Origin of the sequence: Novosphingobium album (ex Hu et al. 2023) (assembly GCF_022832385.1) — a bacterium.
GTDB lineage: Bacteria > Pseudomonadota > Alphaproteobacteria > Sphingomonadales > Sphingomonadaceae > Novosphingobium > Novosphingobium album.
On sequence record NZ_JALHLE010000033.1, the window covers coordinates 35,157 to 51,173 of the forward strand.

The following is a 16,017-nucleotide window of genomic DNA, read 5'->3' on the forward strand; positions in this document are numbered from 1 at the left end:
GCATCGAACCTTTCCCAAGGGTTTCCGTGCATGCCGGCGGCCTTTTGGTGTTTCCGGTGATCCGCTTCACGGCGGAGGAATCGTCCTCGCGAAGACGAAATTTTTCGGACCATTCATCGCGAATCGGTCCATTTGAGAAGCGAAGAGGCAACAGACCCACATGGCGACCAAGCCCCTCGAAAACGGACGCTCTGCCAAGAAGCGCATCCGCAAGATTTTCGGCGACATCCACGAAGTCGTCCAGATGCCCAACCTCATCGAAGTGCAGCGCGAGAGCTACGAGCAGTTCCTGCGCTCGGATCCTTCGGTGGGCTATGTTTCGGGCCTCGAAAAGACGCTGCGCTCGGTGTTCCCGATCCGCGACTTCGCCGGCACCAGCGAACTGGACTTCGTCCACTACGAGCTGGAAGACCCGAAGTACGACGTGACCGAATGCCGCCAGCGCGGCATCACTTACGCCGCCCCGATGAAGGTCACGCTGCGCCTGATCGTGTTCGAGGTCGATGCCGAGACCGAGACCCGCTCGGTCCTCGATATCAAGGAGCAGGACGTCTACATGGGCGACATGCCGCTCATGACCGAGAACGGCACCTTCTTCATCAACGGCACCGAACGCGTGATCGTCTCGCAGATGCACCGTTCGCCGGGCGTGCTGTTCGACCATGACCGCGGCAAGACGCACTCCTCGGGCAAGTTCCTCTTCGCGGCCCGCGTGATTCCGTACCGCGGTTCCTGGCTGGACTTCGAGTTCGACGCCAAGGACATCGTCAACGTGCGTATCGACCGCAAGCGCAAGCTGCCGGTCACCTCGCTGCTCTATGCCCTCGGCCTCGATAGCGAGCAGATCCTCGACTACTTCTACGAGACCGTGACCTGGCAGCGCGGTGAAGGCGGCTGGCGCCTTCCCTATGTGCCGGAAGCATGGCGCGGCGCGAAGCCCGCGTTCGACATCGTCGATGCCAAGTCGGGCGAAGTCGTGTTCGGCGCCGGTCACAAGATCAGCCCCCGCGCCGCCAACAAGGCCCAGAAGGACGGCCTTGAGGAACTCCTCATCCCGACCGAGGAAATCTTCGGCCGCTACTCTGCGCGCGACCTGATCGACGAATCGACCGGCCGCATCTGGATCGAGGCCGGCGACGAAGTGACGCCGGAAAACCTCGAGGCGCTGGATCACGCCGGTATCGACCAGCTCGACCTGCTCGACATCGACGACATCAACACTGGTCCGTGGATCCGCAACACCATGAAGGCCGACAAGGCCGAAAACCGCGAGATGGGCCTCGAGTCCATCTACAAGGTGATGCGTCCCGGCGAACCGCCGACGAAGGAAACCGCCGAAGCCCTGTTCGACGGCCTGTTCTTCGACGGTGACCGCTACGACCTTTCGGCCGTCGGCCGCGTCAAGCTCAACATGCGCCTGGGCCTTGATGCCGAGGACACCGTCACCACCCTGCGCGTCGAGGACATCCTCGCCGTGGTCAAGGAGCTGGTGAACCTCAAGGACGGCAAGGGCGAAATCGACGACATCGACAACCTCGGCAACCGCCGCGTTCGTTCGGTGGGCGAGCTGCTCGAGAACCAGTACCGTGTCGGCCTGCTGCGCATGGAGCGCGCCGTCAAGGAACGCATGAGCTCGGTCGACGTCTCGACCGTGATGCCGAACGACCTCATCAACGCCAAGCCCGCCGTGGCCGCCGTTCGCGAGTTCTTCGGTTCCTCGCAGCTCTCGCAGTTCATGGACCAGACCAACCCGCTTTCGGAAGTCACCCACAAGCGCCGCGTTTCGGCGCTTGGCCCGGGCGGTCTGACCCGTGAGCGCGCCGGCTTCGAAGTCCGCGACGTTCACCCGACCCACTACGGCCGCATCTGCCCGATTGAAACGCCGGAAGGCCCGAACATCGGTCTGATCAACTCGCTGTCAACCTTCGCCCGCGTCAACAAGTACGGCTTCATCGAAACCCCGTACCGCAAGGTGATCGACGGCACCGTGACCGGCGAGGTGATCTACCTCTCGGCCATGGAAGAGCAGAAGCACACCGTCGCTCAGGCGTCGGCCATGCTCAACTCGGACGGCAAGTTCGTGGAAGACCTCATCTCGGCTCGCCAGAACGGCGAATTCGTGATGAGCCCCAGCGACCAGATCACGCTGATGGACGTTTCGCCCAAGCAGCTCGTCTCGGTCGCCGCCTCGCTCATTCCGTTCCTGGAAAACGACGACGCCAACCGCGCTCTCATGGGCTCGAATATGCAGCGTCAGGCCGTGCCGCTGGTCAAGGCCGACGCTCCGCTGGTCGGCACCGGCATGGAAGAGACCGTGGCCCGCGATTCCGGCGCCGCCATCTCGGCCCTCCGCGCCGGCGTGGTTGACCAGGTCGACGCGACCCGTATCGTCATCCGCGCCTCGGGCGACATCGAGCCGGGCAAGTCGGGCGTCGACATCTATCGCCTGCAGAAGTTCGAGCGTTCGAACCAGTCGACCTGCATCAACCAGCGCCCGCTGGTGAAGGTGGGCGACGTGGTGCGCCAGGGCGACACCATCGCCGACGGCCCTTCGACCGAACTGGGCGAGCTGGCGCTGGGCCGCAACGTGCTCGTCGCGTTCATGCCCTGGAACGGCTACAACTACGAGGACTCCATCCTCATCTCCGAGCGGATCGTGAAGGACGACGTCTTCACCTCGATCCACATCGACGAGTTCGAGGTCATGGCCCGCGATACCAAGCTGGGTCCGGAAGACATCACCCGCGACATCCCGAACGTCGGCGAGGAAGCCCTGCGCAACCTCGACGAGGCGGGCATCGTCTACATCGGCGCCGAAGTGCACCCGGGTGACATCCTGGTCGGCAAGATCACGCCCAAGGGCGAAAGCCCGATGACGCCGGAAGAAAAGCTCCTGCGCGCCATCTTCGGCGAAAAGGCCAGTGACGTGCGCGACACCTCGCTCCGCCTGCCCCCGGGCGTTTCGGGCACCATCGTCGACGTGCGCGTGTTCAACCGCCACGGTATCGAAATCGACGACCGTACCCGCGCAATCCAGAACGAGGAAATCGAACGCCTCGCCAAGGACCGTGAGGACGAACGCGCGATCCTCAACCGTGCGACCTACAACCGTCTGCAGGAAATGCTGCTCGGCCAGGTCGCCGCTTCGGCCCCCAAGGGCATCAAGAAGGGCGTGGAGATCACCGACGAGGTGCTCGCCGAAGCCGAGAAGCACGAATGGTGGAAGTTCGCCGTCGCGGACGACCACATGCAGGGCCAGCTCGAAGCGGTGAAGTCGCAGTACGACCTTACCGTCAAGGCGATCCAGGAGAAGTTCGAGGACCGCAAGGAAAAGCTGGAGCGCGGCGACGAGCTGGCACCCGGCGTGCTCAAGATGGTCAAGGTCTTCGTCGCGGTGAAGCGCAAGCTGCAGCCGGGCGACAAGATGGCCGGCCGTCACGGCAACAAGGGTATCATCAGCCGCATCCTGCCGCAGGAAGACATGCCCTTCCTCGCGGACGGTACCCCGGTCGACTTCGTGCTCAACCCGCTGGGCGTGCCTTCGCGCATGAACGTCGGGCAGATCTTCGAAACCCACCTGGGCTGGGCCGCGCGCGGTCTGGGCCGCAAGGTCGGTGACGCGCTCGACGCATGGCGCGCCGCCAACCCCGATCCGGTCGCGGGCGAGCCGCCCGAAGCGGTCAAGGAAGTGCTGCAGGAGATCTACGGCGAGAACTACGCCGAAGATATCGCCGCTCGCACGCCCGAGCAGATCGTCGAACTCGCCCAGAACGTGCGCAAGGGCGTGCCGATGGGCACTCCGGTGTTCGACGGCGCGGTGGAAGCCGACGTTTCGGCCATGCTGCGTCTCGCCGGGCTCGACGAATCGGGCCAGGTGGACCTCTTCGACGGCCGCACCGGCGACCGCTTCGACCGCAAGGTGACGGTCGGCTACAAGTACGTGCTCAAGCTGCACCACCTTGTCGACGACAAGATCCACGCCCGTTCGATCGGCCCCTACTCGCTCGTCACCCAGCAGCCGCTGGGCGGTAAGGCGCAGTTCGGCGGCCAGCGCTTCGGTGAAATGGAGGTCTGGGCGCTCCAGGCCTACGGCGCAGCCTACACCCTGCAGGAAATGCTGACGGTGAAATCGGACGACGTGGTCGGCCGCACCAAGGTCTACGAAGCGATCGTCAAGGGCGACGACACCTTCGAGGCCGGCATTCCCGAGAGCTTCAACGTTCTCGTCAAGGAAATGCGCTCGCTGGGCCTCAACGTCGAGCTCAAGAGCCTCGACGACGACGAGGACGGCGACATGCTGCCCGAGGCTGCGGAGTAACAGGGAACGGGCGGTCCGCCGCAGCGCGGCCGCCCTCCCTTTCCGCTCCGACGAATTCACCCTTCAATGGGAATTGAACTATGAACGACCTGACCAAGTTCACGAACCAGATGGCGAAGCCCGAAACCTTCGACCAGATCCAGATCGGCCTCGCGAGCCCCGAGCGTATCCGTTCGTGGTCCTTCGGCGAGATCAAGAAGCCGGAAACGATCAACTACCGCACGTTCAAGCCCGAGCGTGACGGCCTGTTCTGCGCACGCATCTTCGGCCCGGTGAAGGACTACGAGTGCCTTTGCGGCAAGTACAAGCGCATGAAGTACAAGGGCGTCGTCTGCGAAAAGTGCGGCGTCGAAGTTACCGTCACCAAGGTGCGCCGCGAGCGCATGGGCCACATCGAGCTGGCCGCACCGGTCGCGCACATCTGGTTCCTCAAGTCGCTGCCCTCGCGCATCGGCCTGCTGCTCGACATGCAGCTCAAGCAGCTTGAGCGCGTGCTCTACTTCGAAAGCTACATCGTCATCGAGCCGGGCCTGACCCCGCTCGAGAAGTACCAGCTGCTCACCGAAGACGAACTGCTCGACGCGCAGGACGAATACGGCGAGGATGCCTTCTCGGCCGGGATCGGCGCCGAGGCGGTCAAGCAGATGCTGATCGCGCTCGACCTCGAACAGGAACGCGCCGACCTTCTGCAGGAGCTCGAGACGACCAAGTCGGAGCTCAAGCCCAAGAAGATCATCAAGCGCCTCAAGGTCGTCGAATCGTTCATCGATTCGGGCAACCGCCCCGAATGGATGATCCTCGAAGTCGTGCCGGTCATTCCGCCCGAACTGCGCCCGCTGGTGCCGCTGGACGGCGGCCGCTTCGCGACGTCGGATCTCAACGACCTTTACCGCCGCGTCATCAACCGCAACAACCGCCTGAAGCGCCTGATCGAGCTGCGCGCGCCGGACATCATCGTCCGCAACGAAAAGCGCATGCTGCAGGAAGCCGTTGACGCGCTGTTCGACAACGGCCGCCGCGGCCGCGTCATCACCGGCGCCAACAAGCGTCCGCTGAAGTCGCTGTCCGACATGCTCAAGGGCAAGCAGGGCCGCTTCCGTCAGAACCTGCTCGGCAAGCGCGTCGACTACTCGGGCCGTTCGGTCATCGTGACCGGTCCGGAACTCAAGCTGCACCAGTGCGGCCTTCCGAAGAAGATGGCGCTCGAACTGTTCAAGCCGTTCATCTACGCCCGCCTCGATGCCAAGGGTCTCTCTATGACCCTGAAGCAGGCCAAGAAGTGGGTCGAGAAGGAACGCAAGGAAGTCTGGGACATCCTCGACGAAGTCATTCGCGAGCACCCGGTCATGCTGAACCGCGCGCCGACGCTGCACCGTCTGGGCATCCAGGCGTTCGAGCCGGTCCTCATCGAAGGCAAGGCGATCCAGCTGCACCCGCTCGTCTGCTCGGCCTTCAACGCCGACTTCGACGGTGACCAGATGGCCGTCCACGTGCCGCTTTCGCTGGAAGCCCAGCTCGAAGCGCGCGTGCTGATGATGTCGACCAACAACATCCTTTCGCCCGCCAACGGCAAGCCGATCATCGTGCCTTCGCAGGACATGGTGCTGGGCCTCTACTACCTGTCGATGGACCGCACCGGCGATCCGGGCGAGGGCATGAAGTTCGGCGACATGGCTGAAGTGCATCAGGCGCTCGAAGTCGGCGCCGTCACGCTGCACTCGCAGATCGAGGCCCGCGTGCCGCAGACCGACGAAAACGGCCAGCAGTACATGAAGCGGTTCCAGACCACTCCGGGCCGCATGCTGATCGGCGAATGCCTGCCCAAGAGCCACACGGTGCCCTTCGACGTCGTCAACCGTCTTCTCACCAAGAAGGAAATCGGCGACGTCATCGACCAAGTCTACCGTCACACCGGCCAGAAGGACACGGTGCTGTTCGCCGACGCCATCATGAGCCTCGGCTTCCGCCACGCGTTCAAGGCCGGCATCTCCTTCGGCAAGGATGACATGATCATTCCGGAATCGAAGGAAGCCCTGGTGGGCGAGACCAAGGAACTGGTTGCCGACTACGAGCAGCAGTACCAGGACGGCCTCATCACCCAGCAGGAAAAGTACAACAAGGTGATCGACGCCTGGAGCCGTTGCGGTGACCAGGTCGCGAACGCCATGATGGAAGAGCTGAAGGCCCAGCCGATCGACCCCGAAACCGGCCGCATGGCGCAGATCAACTCGATCTACATGATGAGCCACTCGGGTGCTCGTGGTAGCCCGGCACAGATGAAGCAGCTGGGCGGCATGCGCGGCCTCATGGCCAAGCCGTCGGGCGAGATCATCGAAACGCCGATCATCTCGAACTTCAAGGAAGGTCTGACCGTTCTTGAATACTTCAACTCGACCCACGGCGCCCGCAAGGGTCTGGCCGACACCGCGCTCAAGACGGCGAACTCGGGTTACCTGACCCGCCGTCTCGTCGACGTGTCGCAGGACTGCGTGGTCGTCATCGACGACTGCGGCACCGACCGTGCGCTGGAAATGCGCGCGATCGTGCAGGGCGGTTCGGTGATCGCCTCGCTGGCCGAACGTATTCTTGGCCGCACACTGGCCGAGGACATCGCGGACAAGGAAGGCAATATCGTGGCTGCCAACGGGCAGCTTCTCGACGAGCCGGCCGTGGCCGCGATCGAGGCAACCGGCACCCAGGCCGCGCGCATCCGTTCGCCGCTGGTCTGCGAGGCGGAACAGGGCGTCTGCGCGAAGTGCTACGGACGTGACCTTGCCCGCGGTACGCCGGTGAACATCGGCGAAGCCGTCGGCGTCATCGCCGCGCAGTCGATCGGTGAACCGGGCACGCAGCTGACCATGCGTACCTTCCACATCGGCGGCGCCGCGCAGCTCAACGAAACCAGCCACCTGGAATCGATCTGCGACGGTACCGTCCACTACCGCGACATCCCGACCATCGTCGACAAGCGGGGCCGCCGCCTGTCGCTCGCCCGCAACGGCGAAGTGGTGGTGATGGACACCGAAGGCCGCGAGCGCGCCATGCACCGCGTGCCTTACGGTACGGTGCTGCTGCACACCGACGGTGCCACGGTGAAGGAAGGCGAACGCCTGGCCGAGTGGGACCCGTTTACCCTGCCGATCATCACCGAAACCTCGGGTACGGTGAAGTATCAGGACCTGATCGACACCCGCACGCTGACCGAGCAGGTCGACGAAGCGACCGGCATGACCAGCCGCGTCGTGACCGAGGACCGTTCGTCCAGCCGCTCGAAGAAGAAGGAAGACCTGCGTCCGCGCATCACCCTGCTCGACGAAAGCTCGGGCGAGGCGGCGCGCTACATGATGGCGCCGGGTGCGACCCTCTCGGTCGAGGACGGCCAGATGGTCGAGGCCGGCGACATCATCGCCCGTGCTTCGCGCGAAGCCGCCAAGACCCGCGACATCACCGGCGGTCTGCCGCGCGTTGCCGAACTGTTCGAGGCCCGCAAGCCGAAGGACAATTCGATCATCGCCAAGGTCTCCGGCCGCATCGAGTTCGTGCGTGACTACAAGGCCAAGCGCAAGATCGCGATCATCCCGGAAGAAGGCGATCCGATCGAGTACCTGATCCCGAAGAGCCGCGTGATCGACGTGCAGGAAGGCGACTTCGTCAAGAAGGGCGACAACCTGATCTCGGGTTCGCCCGATCCGCACGACATCCTCGAAGTCCTCGGTGTCGAGGCGCTTGCGGAATACCTCGTGGCGGAAATCCAGGAAGTCTACCGCTTGCAGGGCGTGAAGATCAACGACAAGCACATCGAGGTGATCGTTCGCCAGATGCTGCAGAAGGTCGAGATCACCGACGGCGGCGACACCACGCTGCTGGCGGGCGAGCAGGTCGACTACGAGGAAATGAACGAGTACAACGCGAAGCTGAAGCCGGGCCAGAAGCCCGCCGAAGGCAAGCCGGTGCTGCTGGGCATCACCAAGGCCTCGCTGCAGACCCGTTCGTTCATCTCGGCCGCTTCGTTCCAGGAAACCACCCGCGTGCTCACGCAGGCGGCGGTCGAAGGAAAGAAGGACTCGCTGATCGGCCTGAAGGAAAACGTCATCGTCGGCCGCCTGATCCCGGCGGGCACCGGCGCGGGCATGAACCGCGTGCGCGTGGCGGCCTCCAGCCGCGACGCCGCGCTCCGCGCTTCCTACCGCAAGATGCAGGACGCGATCGTCGCCGCCAATTCGGCGGAAGAAGAGCGCGCAGCCGAACTGCGCCGCGATCCGCTCGACGATCTGGGTGATGATCCGCTGGCGGCGGTCGAGGGTGAGACCCACGGCACCGACGCCGATGCGGGCGATTACCTGCTGAAAGGCGACGAGGCCGAGTAATCAGCCCCAGCCTACCAAACGGACAAAAAGCCCCGCCGGAGTAATCCGGCGGGGCTTTTTGCAGGATCGACTCAGGCTGGCGAACCCGTTGTCCCGACGCGACCGCGAGCAGGTCGACCAATGCCCGACACCGGTCGACGAGCTTCATGGGCTTTTAACGGAAAGGCGCTTATCTGCGCTGTACCCCCCGCTCCCCGCAAGGTCCGGACCGAAATGATTGCCCCTGAATCGGAAACAGCCCCGTCGAAAGTCACGCAGGCCGCCATGGCCTCGGTCATCGGCATGAGCGCTTTCGTAATCTGGTCCGGCCTTGCGGGACTTGCGGGCTGCTTCGCCTGAACAGGCGTCAGCTATCACCGCCCAGAATCATCCGGTCACCTTCGATACGCACACCGGACAGCCGGGTCAGGAACGACTGGCCCAGCAGCGACACATCGAGCCCCTGCGGAATGATCGCCGCGTCGACATCATGAACCTCGATCCCGCCCAGTTCGACCCGCTCCAGCCGGACCCGCACACCATAGACCGTGCCGCCCGCACCTCGCCCGATGGGCGCCAGGTCTGAATCGTTCCAGTCGAGGCCGATCGCCCGGGCATCGCTGCCCGTAAGCACGATGATGCTGGCCCCGGTATCGACGAGGAAACGGGTAGACCGGTATTCGACCGAGGCATCCACATAGAAATGTCCGTCTCCGGCGCGCTCTAGAACGGTGCCATCACCCGCCCAGCCCGGTTCCTTCTGCCGTGCCTGCGGTGCGGAATCAGCGGCCGGTCCTGCCGTCACGGGCGCAGGACTCCCCTCCGGAACCGGAAGGTGCGGCGCGATCCACGCCACGAACGCCAGGGTTCCGGCAAGCAGGATGAGAGGCCCCATGCGCATGACGCCATCCTATGCGGCAATGGCTTAGGCCGGGTTAAAGCCGCGGGTTATTCCGCTGCGACCGCTTGTGTCGCGGCCTCTGCTGCGTCAATCTCCGCAGCCTTCGCTTCGACCAGCGCGACGATGTGGTCGAGCATGTCCTCGCTTTGCACGTGGTGATCGGTCACGCCCGAGAGGTAGACCATGTGCTTGCCGTTACCACCGCCAGTCACGCCGATATCGGTCTCGCGCGCTTCGCCCGGGCCGTTGACGACGCAGCCGAGGACCGAGAGCGAGAGCGGGGTCTTGATATGCTGCAGGCGTGCTTCAAGCGCCTCTACGGTGCGGATCACGTCGAAGCCCTGCCGCGCACACGAGGGACACGAAACGACGCGCACACCGCGCGTGCGCAGGCCCAGCGCCTTGAGGATCTCGAAGCCGACGCGCACTTCCTCTTCCGGCTCCGCCGAGAGCGAGACACGCAGGGTATCGCCGATGCCGGCCCAGAGCAGATTGCCGATGCCGATCGCCGACTTCACGGTGCCGCCGATCAGCCCTCCCGCCTCGGTAATGCCGAGATGGAGGGGGCAGTCCACTGCATCGGCCAGCCCCTGATAGGCTGCGACCGCCAGGAACACGTCGGAAGCCTTCACTGCCACCTTGTATTCGTGGAAATCGTGGTCCTGCAGTAGCTTGATGTGATCGAGCGCCGATTCCACCAAGGCTTCGGGGCACGGCTCGCCGTACTTTTCGAGCAGGTCTTTCTCGAGGCTTCCGGCGTTCACGCCGATGCGGATCGCGCAGCCATTGGCCTTGGCCGCACGCACCACTTCGGCGACGCGCTCGCTGGATCCGATATTGCCGGGGTTGATGCGCAGGCAGGCCGCGCCCGCATCCGCCGCCTCGAGTGCACGCTTGTAGTGGAAATGGATGTCGGCGATCAGCGGTACCTGCGCCGCCTTCACGATCTCGCGGAACGCAGCGGTGCTCTCCACGTCGGGGCAGGAGACACGGATCAGGTCCGCCCCGGCCTCCTCACAGCGGCGGATCTGGTCGATCGTCGCCTTCGCGTCGGACGTGGGGGTGTTGGTCATGGTCTGCACCGTGATCGGGGCATCGCCGCCGACGGGCACGCTGCCGACCATGATCTGCCGGCTCTTGCGGCGCTCGATATCGCGCCAGGGTCTGATCGAGGACATGGCGCCCCTATAGGCGCTTGGCGCGACGGTTTGAAGCCGGTTTCACCGACGAACGTCTTTCGTCCTCGACGAAGACGGCCAATCGCTCGGCAGGCGCATTTCCCGTTCGCCCGCAAACACGGCACAATCCCTGCAGAAAAGGAAACCCCGGAAACCTCATGCGCAAGATCATGCAAAACGCCATCAGCCCCCTGTCGATCATCGCCGCCCTGGCGGCCGGAACGGCTTTCGTCGCCACGGCAGCCCGCGCCGCGGAGTCCGGTTCTGCCTGCACCACGCCGGCCGAGGATTCGGCCGACGCTGCCGCCTGCAAGCTCGCAGGGATGCTCGAACGCATGTTCATCTACCCCGAGACGGGCGCCCGCTATGCGGCCGTGCTGCGCGAGGGCGTGGCGCAGGGCCGCTACGTCGGGCCGGACCGCGAGGCCGCGGCAAGAGCCATGACACGCGATCTTCAGGCGACCTCTCCCGATGGTCATCTGCGCGTGTTCGTTCCGAAGGAACAACCGCCCGCACCCGCTGCGCAGCCCCGCCCCGATCCCGCGCCGGACTTCCCGATCATCGAGCAACCGGGCTGGATCGCGCCCGGCATCGCCTACATCCGCTTCAACGAGTTCCCATACGACCCCGCAGTGACGCAGCAGGCCAACGATTTCATGGCCCAGCACGCCACGGCGCGGGCATTGATCTTCGACATTCGCACGCACCATGGCGGCGGCGTGGAACAGATGGACGCCATCCTGCCCTGGCTCTTCGCCAAGCCCACAAGGCTGCTGACAATGGAAACCAGTCAGGCGACCGAGGATGAGTTCGGCTCCCCCGTTGCCGGGCTTGCCTCGATGCGGGTCATTCCCGACAAGACCATGGCCCGGCGCGAACACTGGGTGACACCAAACGACCGTACAGCGCTGCGCGGGGCCAAGGTCTATTTACTCACCGGTCCGCGAACGGCATCGGCAGCAGAGCACTTCGCCCTCGCCATGAAAGCAACGCACCGCGCCACGCTGGTGGGAGAGCCGACCGCCGGCGCCAACCATTTTGGCGGTCAGGTCGATCTGCCCGGCGGGCTCGTCGCGTTCCTGCCGGTGGGCCGCACTTACGATCCGGCGACCGGCAAGGACTGGGAAGGAGACGGTGTCGCTCCCGACGTCGCTGTGCCAAAGGAGCATGCGCTCGAATGGGTGCTGAAGGATCTCGGCATCGATGCCGCAAAGGCCCGTGCCTTGTCCGCGACCCATGCCCCGACCCTGCCGATGGAACGCCGCAAGCGCTCCTGAGCCATACCGGCACACCCTTTTGCCCGGCCGGGATTTCGGGCATGCAGGGCACCATGAAGACCGAGGTGCTGACAGACGAGAGCAACGAGGCACTGCCCATGCTGTTCGGGCGCGTGCTCGACGGCGAAGGTGGCGGACGGCCGATCCCTTGGGAAGACGTGCAGCAATGGCTGCCCGCCCGTGAGGGCGAAGTGCTCTGGATTCACCTGCTGCGCACGCACGACGGCGTCCAGCAATGGTTGCAGGACTGGCTGGAAATCCCGGAGTCGACCGCCGAACTGCTGACCAGTGACGCCACCCGCCCGCGCGCCTTCCGCGACGGGGACACGCTCGTCGCCACACTGCGCGGGATCAACTTCAACCCCGGCGCCGAACCCGAGGATATGCTCTCGATGCAGCTGTGGAGCGACGGCACGCGCATCGTCACGCTGCGCCGCATGCCGCTGCAGACCCCGCGCATGACCTGTAACGAGGTGGATGCTGGCACCGGGCCGGTTGATGTCGGTTCGCTCATCACCTCGCTCACCGAGCACCTGATCGACCGCATGAGCCACTCCATCATCGACATGAACGAGGCGATCGACGATCTCGAAGAACGCGATCCCGATTCCGATACAGACGCGGTGCTGGGCAAGATCGCGACGATCCGCCGCAACTGCCTTGGCCTGAAGCGGCACATGTCGCCGCAGCACGAAGCCCTGCAGGCGATCTGCAACAATGCGCCTTCGTGGTTCGAAGACCACGACCGGCGCGAAATCGCCGAGACCATCGACCGGCTGCGCCGCTATCTCGACGATCTCGACATCAGCAAGGAAAGCGCGCTGGTGCTGCAGGACGACATCCGCGCCCGAGCCGCCGCCAGCACAGAGCGCACGCAGAACATGCTGACGATCGTTGCGGGCATCTTCCTGCCGCTGAGCTTCATCACCGGCCTGCTGGGCATCAACGTCGGAGATATCCCGCTGGCTACTCCCGGCAGCCACGGGTTCTGGATCATCGTTGGCCTGTGCTTCGGCATCTTCGCGGTGGAACTGCTCATCGCCCGAAAGCTCAAGTGGATTTGACACGTGTCAACCTTTGCGGTTGACTCACACAGCCACCGTCAACAGTCTGCCAAAAACGCCCGGGGGAGAGCAGGCGTGCCGCAGACAGCAAACGACAATATGCCGGGCTATCCGGATTTCTATTCCGATCCGCGCGTGATTGACTGCCCGCGCGAATATTTCGCGCAGATGCGATCAGCCGCGCCGGTCCAGCGCGAGCACTATCACGGCTCGATGATCGTCTCGGGCTTCGATGAAGCCGTCGAGGTCCTGACCAGCCGCGACGGCACGTTCTCCTCCGCCGTATCGGTGCTCGGGCCACTGCCCCCGCTGCCCTTCACGCCCGAGGGCGACGACATCGGCGAACAACTCGAAGCGCATCGCGGGCACATGCCGTGGACCGCGCACCTCGTCTGCTTCGATGGCGAGGATCACACAAAGCATCGCGCGCTGCTGACCACGCTGCTCACCTTCAAGCGGCTCAAGGCGAATGAGGAATACCTGCGCGGCCTCGTCAACCGGCTGATCGACGGGTTCGAGAGCGAAAGCGGCTGCGAGGTCGTGACGCAGTTCGCGCACGCCACCTCGACCTACGCCATCAGCGACATCATGGGCATCCCCATGGCTGACCGGGCCGAATTGCTCGAGATGCTCGGCGCACCGCCCAGCCAGCTCGACGGCGATGCCGTGCACAAGATCGGACCCGACCCGCTCGTCTTCCTAAAGGAGCGCTTCGACAATTACATCCTGTCCCGGCAGGCCGAGCCGCAGGACGACCTGATGAGCGATCTCGCGGCGGCGCGTTTCAAGGACGGAAGCGCCCCGCCTTACGAGCGGCTGGCGGAGATGGCACGGTTCCTGTTCGGCGCCGGGCAGGACACCACATCACGGCTGATCGCCATGGCCATCCGCGTGCTGGGCGACCGCCCCGACATTCAGGCGCGGCTGCGCGCAGAGCCGGAAAAGATCGGCGACTTCATCGAGGAAACGCTGCGGATCGATCCGCCGGTCAAGGTCGTCTATCGGCTCACCCGGCAATCAACGGAGATCGCCGGGGTGCCGACGCCCGCAGGCACGGTGGTGAACGTCAGCCTCACCGGCGCGAGCAACGACCCGCGCCGGTTCGCCGATCCCGACAGCTTCGATCTCGACCGCGAAGGCGTGCGCGACCATCTCGCGTTCAGCCGTGGCGGTCACGCCTGCATGGGAGCGCCGCTGGCCCGGCTGGAAGCCCGCGTGGCGATCGAGGAACTGCTCAAGCGCACCAGCGCCATCCGCATATCCGAAGCCCACCACGGCCCGCGCGATGTGCGCCGCTACGAATTCGAACCGACCTACAGCTTCCGCAACATCGCGCGGCTGCACATCGAATTCGATCCGGCGTAACGCGGCCCGGCCCCCGTCTGGCGAACCACCTGCGGCAGGTCCCGGATGAGCCGCCGGTTCTGCTTACCCGACGCTGATCCTGGTCTTGGCTTCCTTGGAGGCCTTTGGCAGCGTGAGCGTCAGTATCCCGTCTTCGTACTTTGCGGAGGCCTGATCGATCGCCACTTCGGCGGGCAAGGCAATGCTGCGCGAGATGGCACCATAGTAGCGCTCCGAGTGGATGACCTTGTCGTTTTCCTCGTCGGCATCGTACTGCGCGACTTCGGCGCTGATTGTCAGGACATTGTTATCGACCGAAACGTCGATCGCGTCCTTGCTGACACCGGGCATTTCAGCGTGAACGACGAGGTTGTCGCCTTTCTCCTTCACGTCGATCTTGATCTTGCCAGGGTTTGGCAAGGGATCGCCGTGCAGCGGCGCGATGGAATAACCCAACGGGAAATCACGGAACAGGTCGTCAAAAAGACTGCGGCGAGCAGGAAACTTGGCCATTGTCGCTCTCCCTTCCTCAATTGAAGACCCGGCCTGTGTAGGACTCTCCCGAAAGGTTGTCGTTGCTCCAGCGCAAATCCGGACGACCTTCTGCGTCAGAGCACTTTCGCGAACAGGAACTCCTCGTCGCGCTGTTCGCCAACCATGAAGTAGATGTCTGCGGTCTTCTCGAACCCGTAGCGGCTGTAGAACTTCTGCGCCCCGGGGTTGTCCGAATAAACCGAGAGCTGGATTTCATCAGCCCCGAACCCTGCGGCTTCCTCCAGCGCCCAGTCCATCAGCCGCGCGCCGATGCCCTGCCCGGTCGCCTCGGGATCGGTGTAGAGCTGCTTGAGTTCGATCACCCTTGCCCCGCGCGCATGTTCAGGCCAGCCGCAGGCCATCACCAGCTTGCAATAGCCGAGCAGCTTGCCGTCATTCTCTGCCAGCATCACCCGCATCTGTGGATCTGCGATCTCTTTCGCGGCCTTGGCTTCGGTGTGCGATCCGGCGAGGAAGGTCTCCAGATCCTCCGGCCGGTAAAGGTGCCCGAACTTCACCACGAAGCTCCGCGTGCCCAATTCGGCAAGCGCCGCGGCATCGGCGGGTGTTGCATTGCGTAAATTCATTACAGGGCCTTCGTCATGCATAGCGAGAAATCGTCCGAAACGTAGTCGCCGAAAGGCGGGCACTCGGCAAAGCCGTGCGACAGGTAGAGGTTCTGCGCCGCCCGGAACGGTTCGGGGCGGCCCGTTTCGAGGCTGACGCGGGTATAGCCACGTGCGCGGGCTACCTCCAGCAGCCGCAGCAGGATCGCCTTGCCCACGCCCTTGCCGCGATAATCCGGCGCGGCGCGCATGGACTTCAGTTCGCCGTGCGCCTCATCGAGATGCTTGATGGCGCCGCAGCCCGCGAGCGTGTCGCCGTCCCAGGCGGCAAAGAACAGCACATCGGGCTGGCGCAGGCGTTCGGCGGGCATGGCGTGGACACTGCACGCAGGCGACCACTGGTGCATCTCGCCGAGATGGAATTGCAGAAGGGCCAGCACCGGCCCGCCCGTCAGATCATCGGGCGCGATCCTGAGATTTTCGATCATC

At 64.4% G+C, this 16,017-nt stretch carries 11 protein-coding genes; 6 read left to right on the forward strand and 5 right to left on the reverse strand.

Annotated elements, in window-relative coordinates; genetic code table 11:
* Positions 1-160: 160 nt before the first annotated feature.
* From rpoB to MTR64_RS21405, 3 genes are all read left to right on the forward strand, one after another.
* A complete protein-coding gene (gene rpoB, locus MTR64_RS17705) occupies positions 161-4,318 on the forward strand; it encodes a DNA-directed RNA polymerase subunit beta (protein ID WP_243995832.1) in 4,158 nt (1,385 codons plus the stop codon).
* An 80-nt stretch (positions 4,319-4,398) separates the two neighbouring features.
* Positions 4,399-8,685 carry a DNA-directed RNA polymerase subunit beta' gene (gene rpoC, locus MTR64_RS17710; RefSeq protein WP_243995833.1) on the forward strand — a complete coding sequence of 1,429 codons (4,287 nt, stop codon included), beginning with the start codon at positions 4,399-4,401 and terminating at the stop codon, positions 8,683-8,685.
* 213 nt (positions 8,686-8,898) lie between these two features.
* Entirely contained in the window at positions 8,899-9,024 is a 126-nt protein-coding gene (locus tag MTR64_RS21405) for a hypothetical protein (protein ID WP_268740993.1), read from the forward strand.
* 7 nt (positions 9,025-9,031) lie between these two features.
* On the opposite strand, the gene MTR64_RS17715 is transcribed toward MTR64_RS21405, so the two are convergent.
* Together MTR64_RS17715 and ispG are read right to left on the reverse strand one after the other, a co-directional pair.
* Positions 9,032-9,565 (reverse strand): retropepsin-like aspartic protease family protein, encoded by a 534-nt coding sequence (locus MTR64_RS17715; RefSeq protein WP_243995834.1) that lies wholly within the window; start codon positions 9,563-9,565, stop codon positions 9,032-9,034.
* 47 nt (positions 9,566-9,612) lie between these two features.
* On the reverse strand, positions 9,613-10,743 hold the full coding sequence (gene ispG, locus MTR64_RS17720) for a flavodoxin-dependent (E)-4-hydroxy-3-methylbut-2-enyl-diphosphate synthase (protein WP_243995835.1): 1,131 nt from the start codon (positions 10,741-10,743) through the stop codon (positions 9,613-9,615).
* A 158-nt stretch (positions 10,744-10,901) separates the two neighbouring features.
* On the opposite strand from ispG, the gene MTR64_RS17725 reads away from it, so the two are divergent.
* The 3 genes from MTR64_RS17725 (at position 10,902) to MTR64_RS17735 (ending at position 14,449) form a co-directional block, all read left to right on the forward strand.
* On the forward strand, positions 10,902-12,020 hold the full coding sequence (locus MTR64_RS17725; protein ID WP_243995836.1) for a S41 family peptidase: 1,119 nt from the start codon (positions 10,902-10,904) through the stop codon (positions 12,018-12,020).
* A gap of 41 nt (positions 12,021-12,061) precedes the next feature.
* The gene (locus MTR64_RS17730; protein ID WP_243995837.1) at positions 12,062-13,084 is read left to right on the forward strand and encodes a zinc transporter ZntB; all 1,023 of its coding nucleotides are present in this window, start codon (positions 12,062-12,064) and stop codon (positions 13,082-13,084) included.
* A gap of 75 nt (positions 13,085-13,159) precedes the next feature.
* The gene (locus MTR64_RS17735; RefSeq protein ID WP_243995838.1) at positions 13,160-14,449 is read left to right on the forward strand and encodes a cytochrome P450; all 1,290 of its coding nucleotides are present in this window, start codon (positions 13,160-13,162) and stop codon (positions 14,447-14,449) included.
* 63 nt (positions 14,450-14,512) lie between these two features.
* Here the strand turns inward: MTR64_RS17735 and MTR64_RS17740 are convergent, their stop codons facing one another.
* From MTR64_RS17740 to MTR64_RS17750, 3 genes are all read right to left on the reverse strand, one after another.
* Positions 14,513-14,941, reverse strand: coding sequence for an Hsp20/alpha crystallin family protein (locus MTR64_RS17740; protein WP_243995839.1), 429 nt, complete (start codon positions 14,939-14,941; stop codon positions 14,513-14,515).
* A gap of 95 nt (positions 14,942-15,036) precedes the next feature.
* Positions 15,037-15,549: a GNAT family N-acetyltransferase gene (locus MTR64_RS17745; RefSeq protein ID WP_243995840.1), complete on the reverse strand. Its 513-nt coding sequence runs from the start codon at positions 15,547-15,549 to the stop codon at positions 15,037-15,039.
* The gene (locus MTR64_RS17750; protein ID WP_243995841.1) at positions 15,549-16,016 is read right to left on the reverse strand and encodes a GNAT family N-acetyltransferase; all 468 of its coding nucleotides are present in this window, start codon (positions 16,014-16,016) and stop codon (positions 15,549-15,551) included. Before MTR64_RS17750 ends, MTR64_RS17745 begins: the two co-directional genes overlap by 1 nt.
* Position 16,017 lies beyond the last annotated feature (1 nt).

Excerpts from the sequence above, each read along its gene's own strand:
- rpoB (WP_243995832.1), top strand. The coding sequence starts at position 161 with ATGGCGACCAAGCCCCTCGAAAACGGACGCTCTGCCAAGAAGCGCATC.
- rpoC (WP_243995833.1), top strand. The coding sequence starts at position 4,399 with ATGAACGACCTGACCAAGTTCACGAACCAGATGGCGAAGCCCGAAACC.
- MTR64_RS21405 (WP_268740993.1), top strand. The coding sequence starts at position 8,899 with ATGATTGCCCCTGAATCGGAAACAGCCCCGTCGAAAGTCACGCAGGCC.
- MTR64_RS17715 (WP_243995834.1), bottom strand. The coding sequence starts at position 9,565 with ATGCGCATGGGGCCTCTCATCCTGCTTGCCGGAACCCTGGCGTTCGTG.
- ispG (WP_243995835.1), bottom strand. The coding sequence starts at position 10,743 with ATGTCCTCGATCAGACCCTGGCGCGATATCGAGCGCCGCAAGAGCCGG.
- MTR64_RS17725 (WP_243995836.1), top strand. The coding sequence starts at position 10,902 with ATGCGCAAGATCATGCAAAACGCCATCAGCCCCCTGTCGATCATCGCC.
- MTR64_RS17730 (WP_243995837.1), top strand. The coding sequence starts at position 12,062 with ATGCAGGGCACCATGAAGACCGAGGTGCTGACAGACGAGAGCAACGAG.
- MTR64_RS17740 (WP_243995839.1), bottom strand. The coding sequence starts at position 14,941 with ATGGCCAAGTTTCCTGCTCGCCGCAGTCTTTTTGACGACCTGTTCCGT.
- MTR64_RS17745 (WP_243995840.1), bottom strand. The coding sequence starts at position 15,549 with ATGAATTTACGCAATGCAACACCCGCCGATGCCGCGGCGCTTGCCGAA.
- MTR64_RS17750 (WP_243995841.1), bottom strand. The coding sequence starts at position 16,016 with ATGATCGAAAATCTCAGGATCGCGCCCGATGATCTGACGGGCGGGCCG.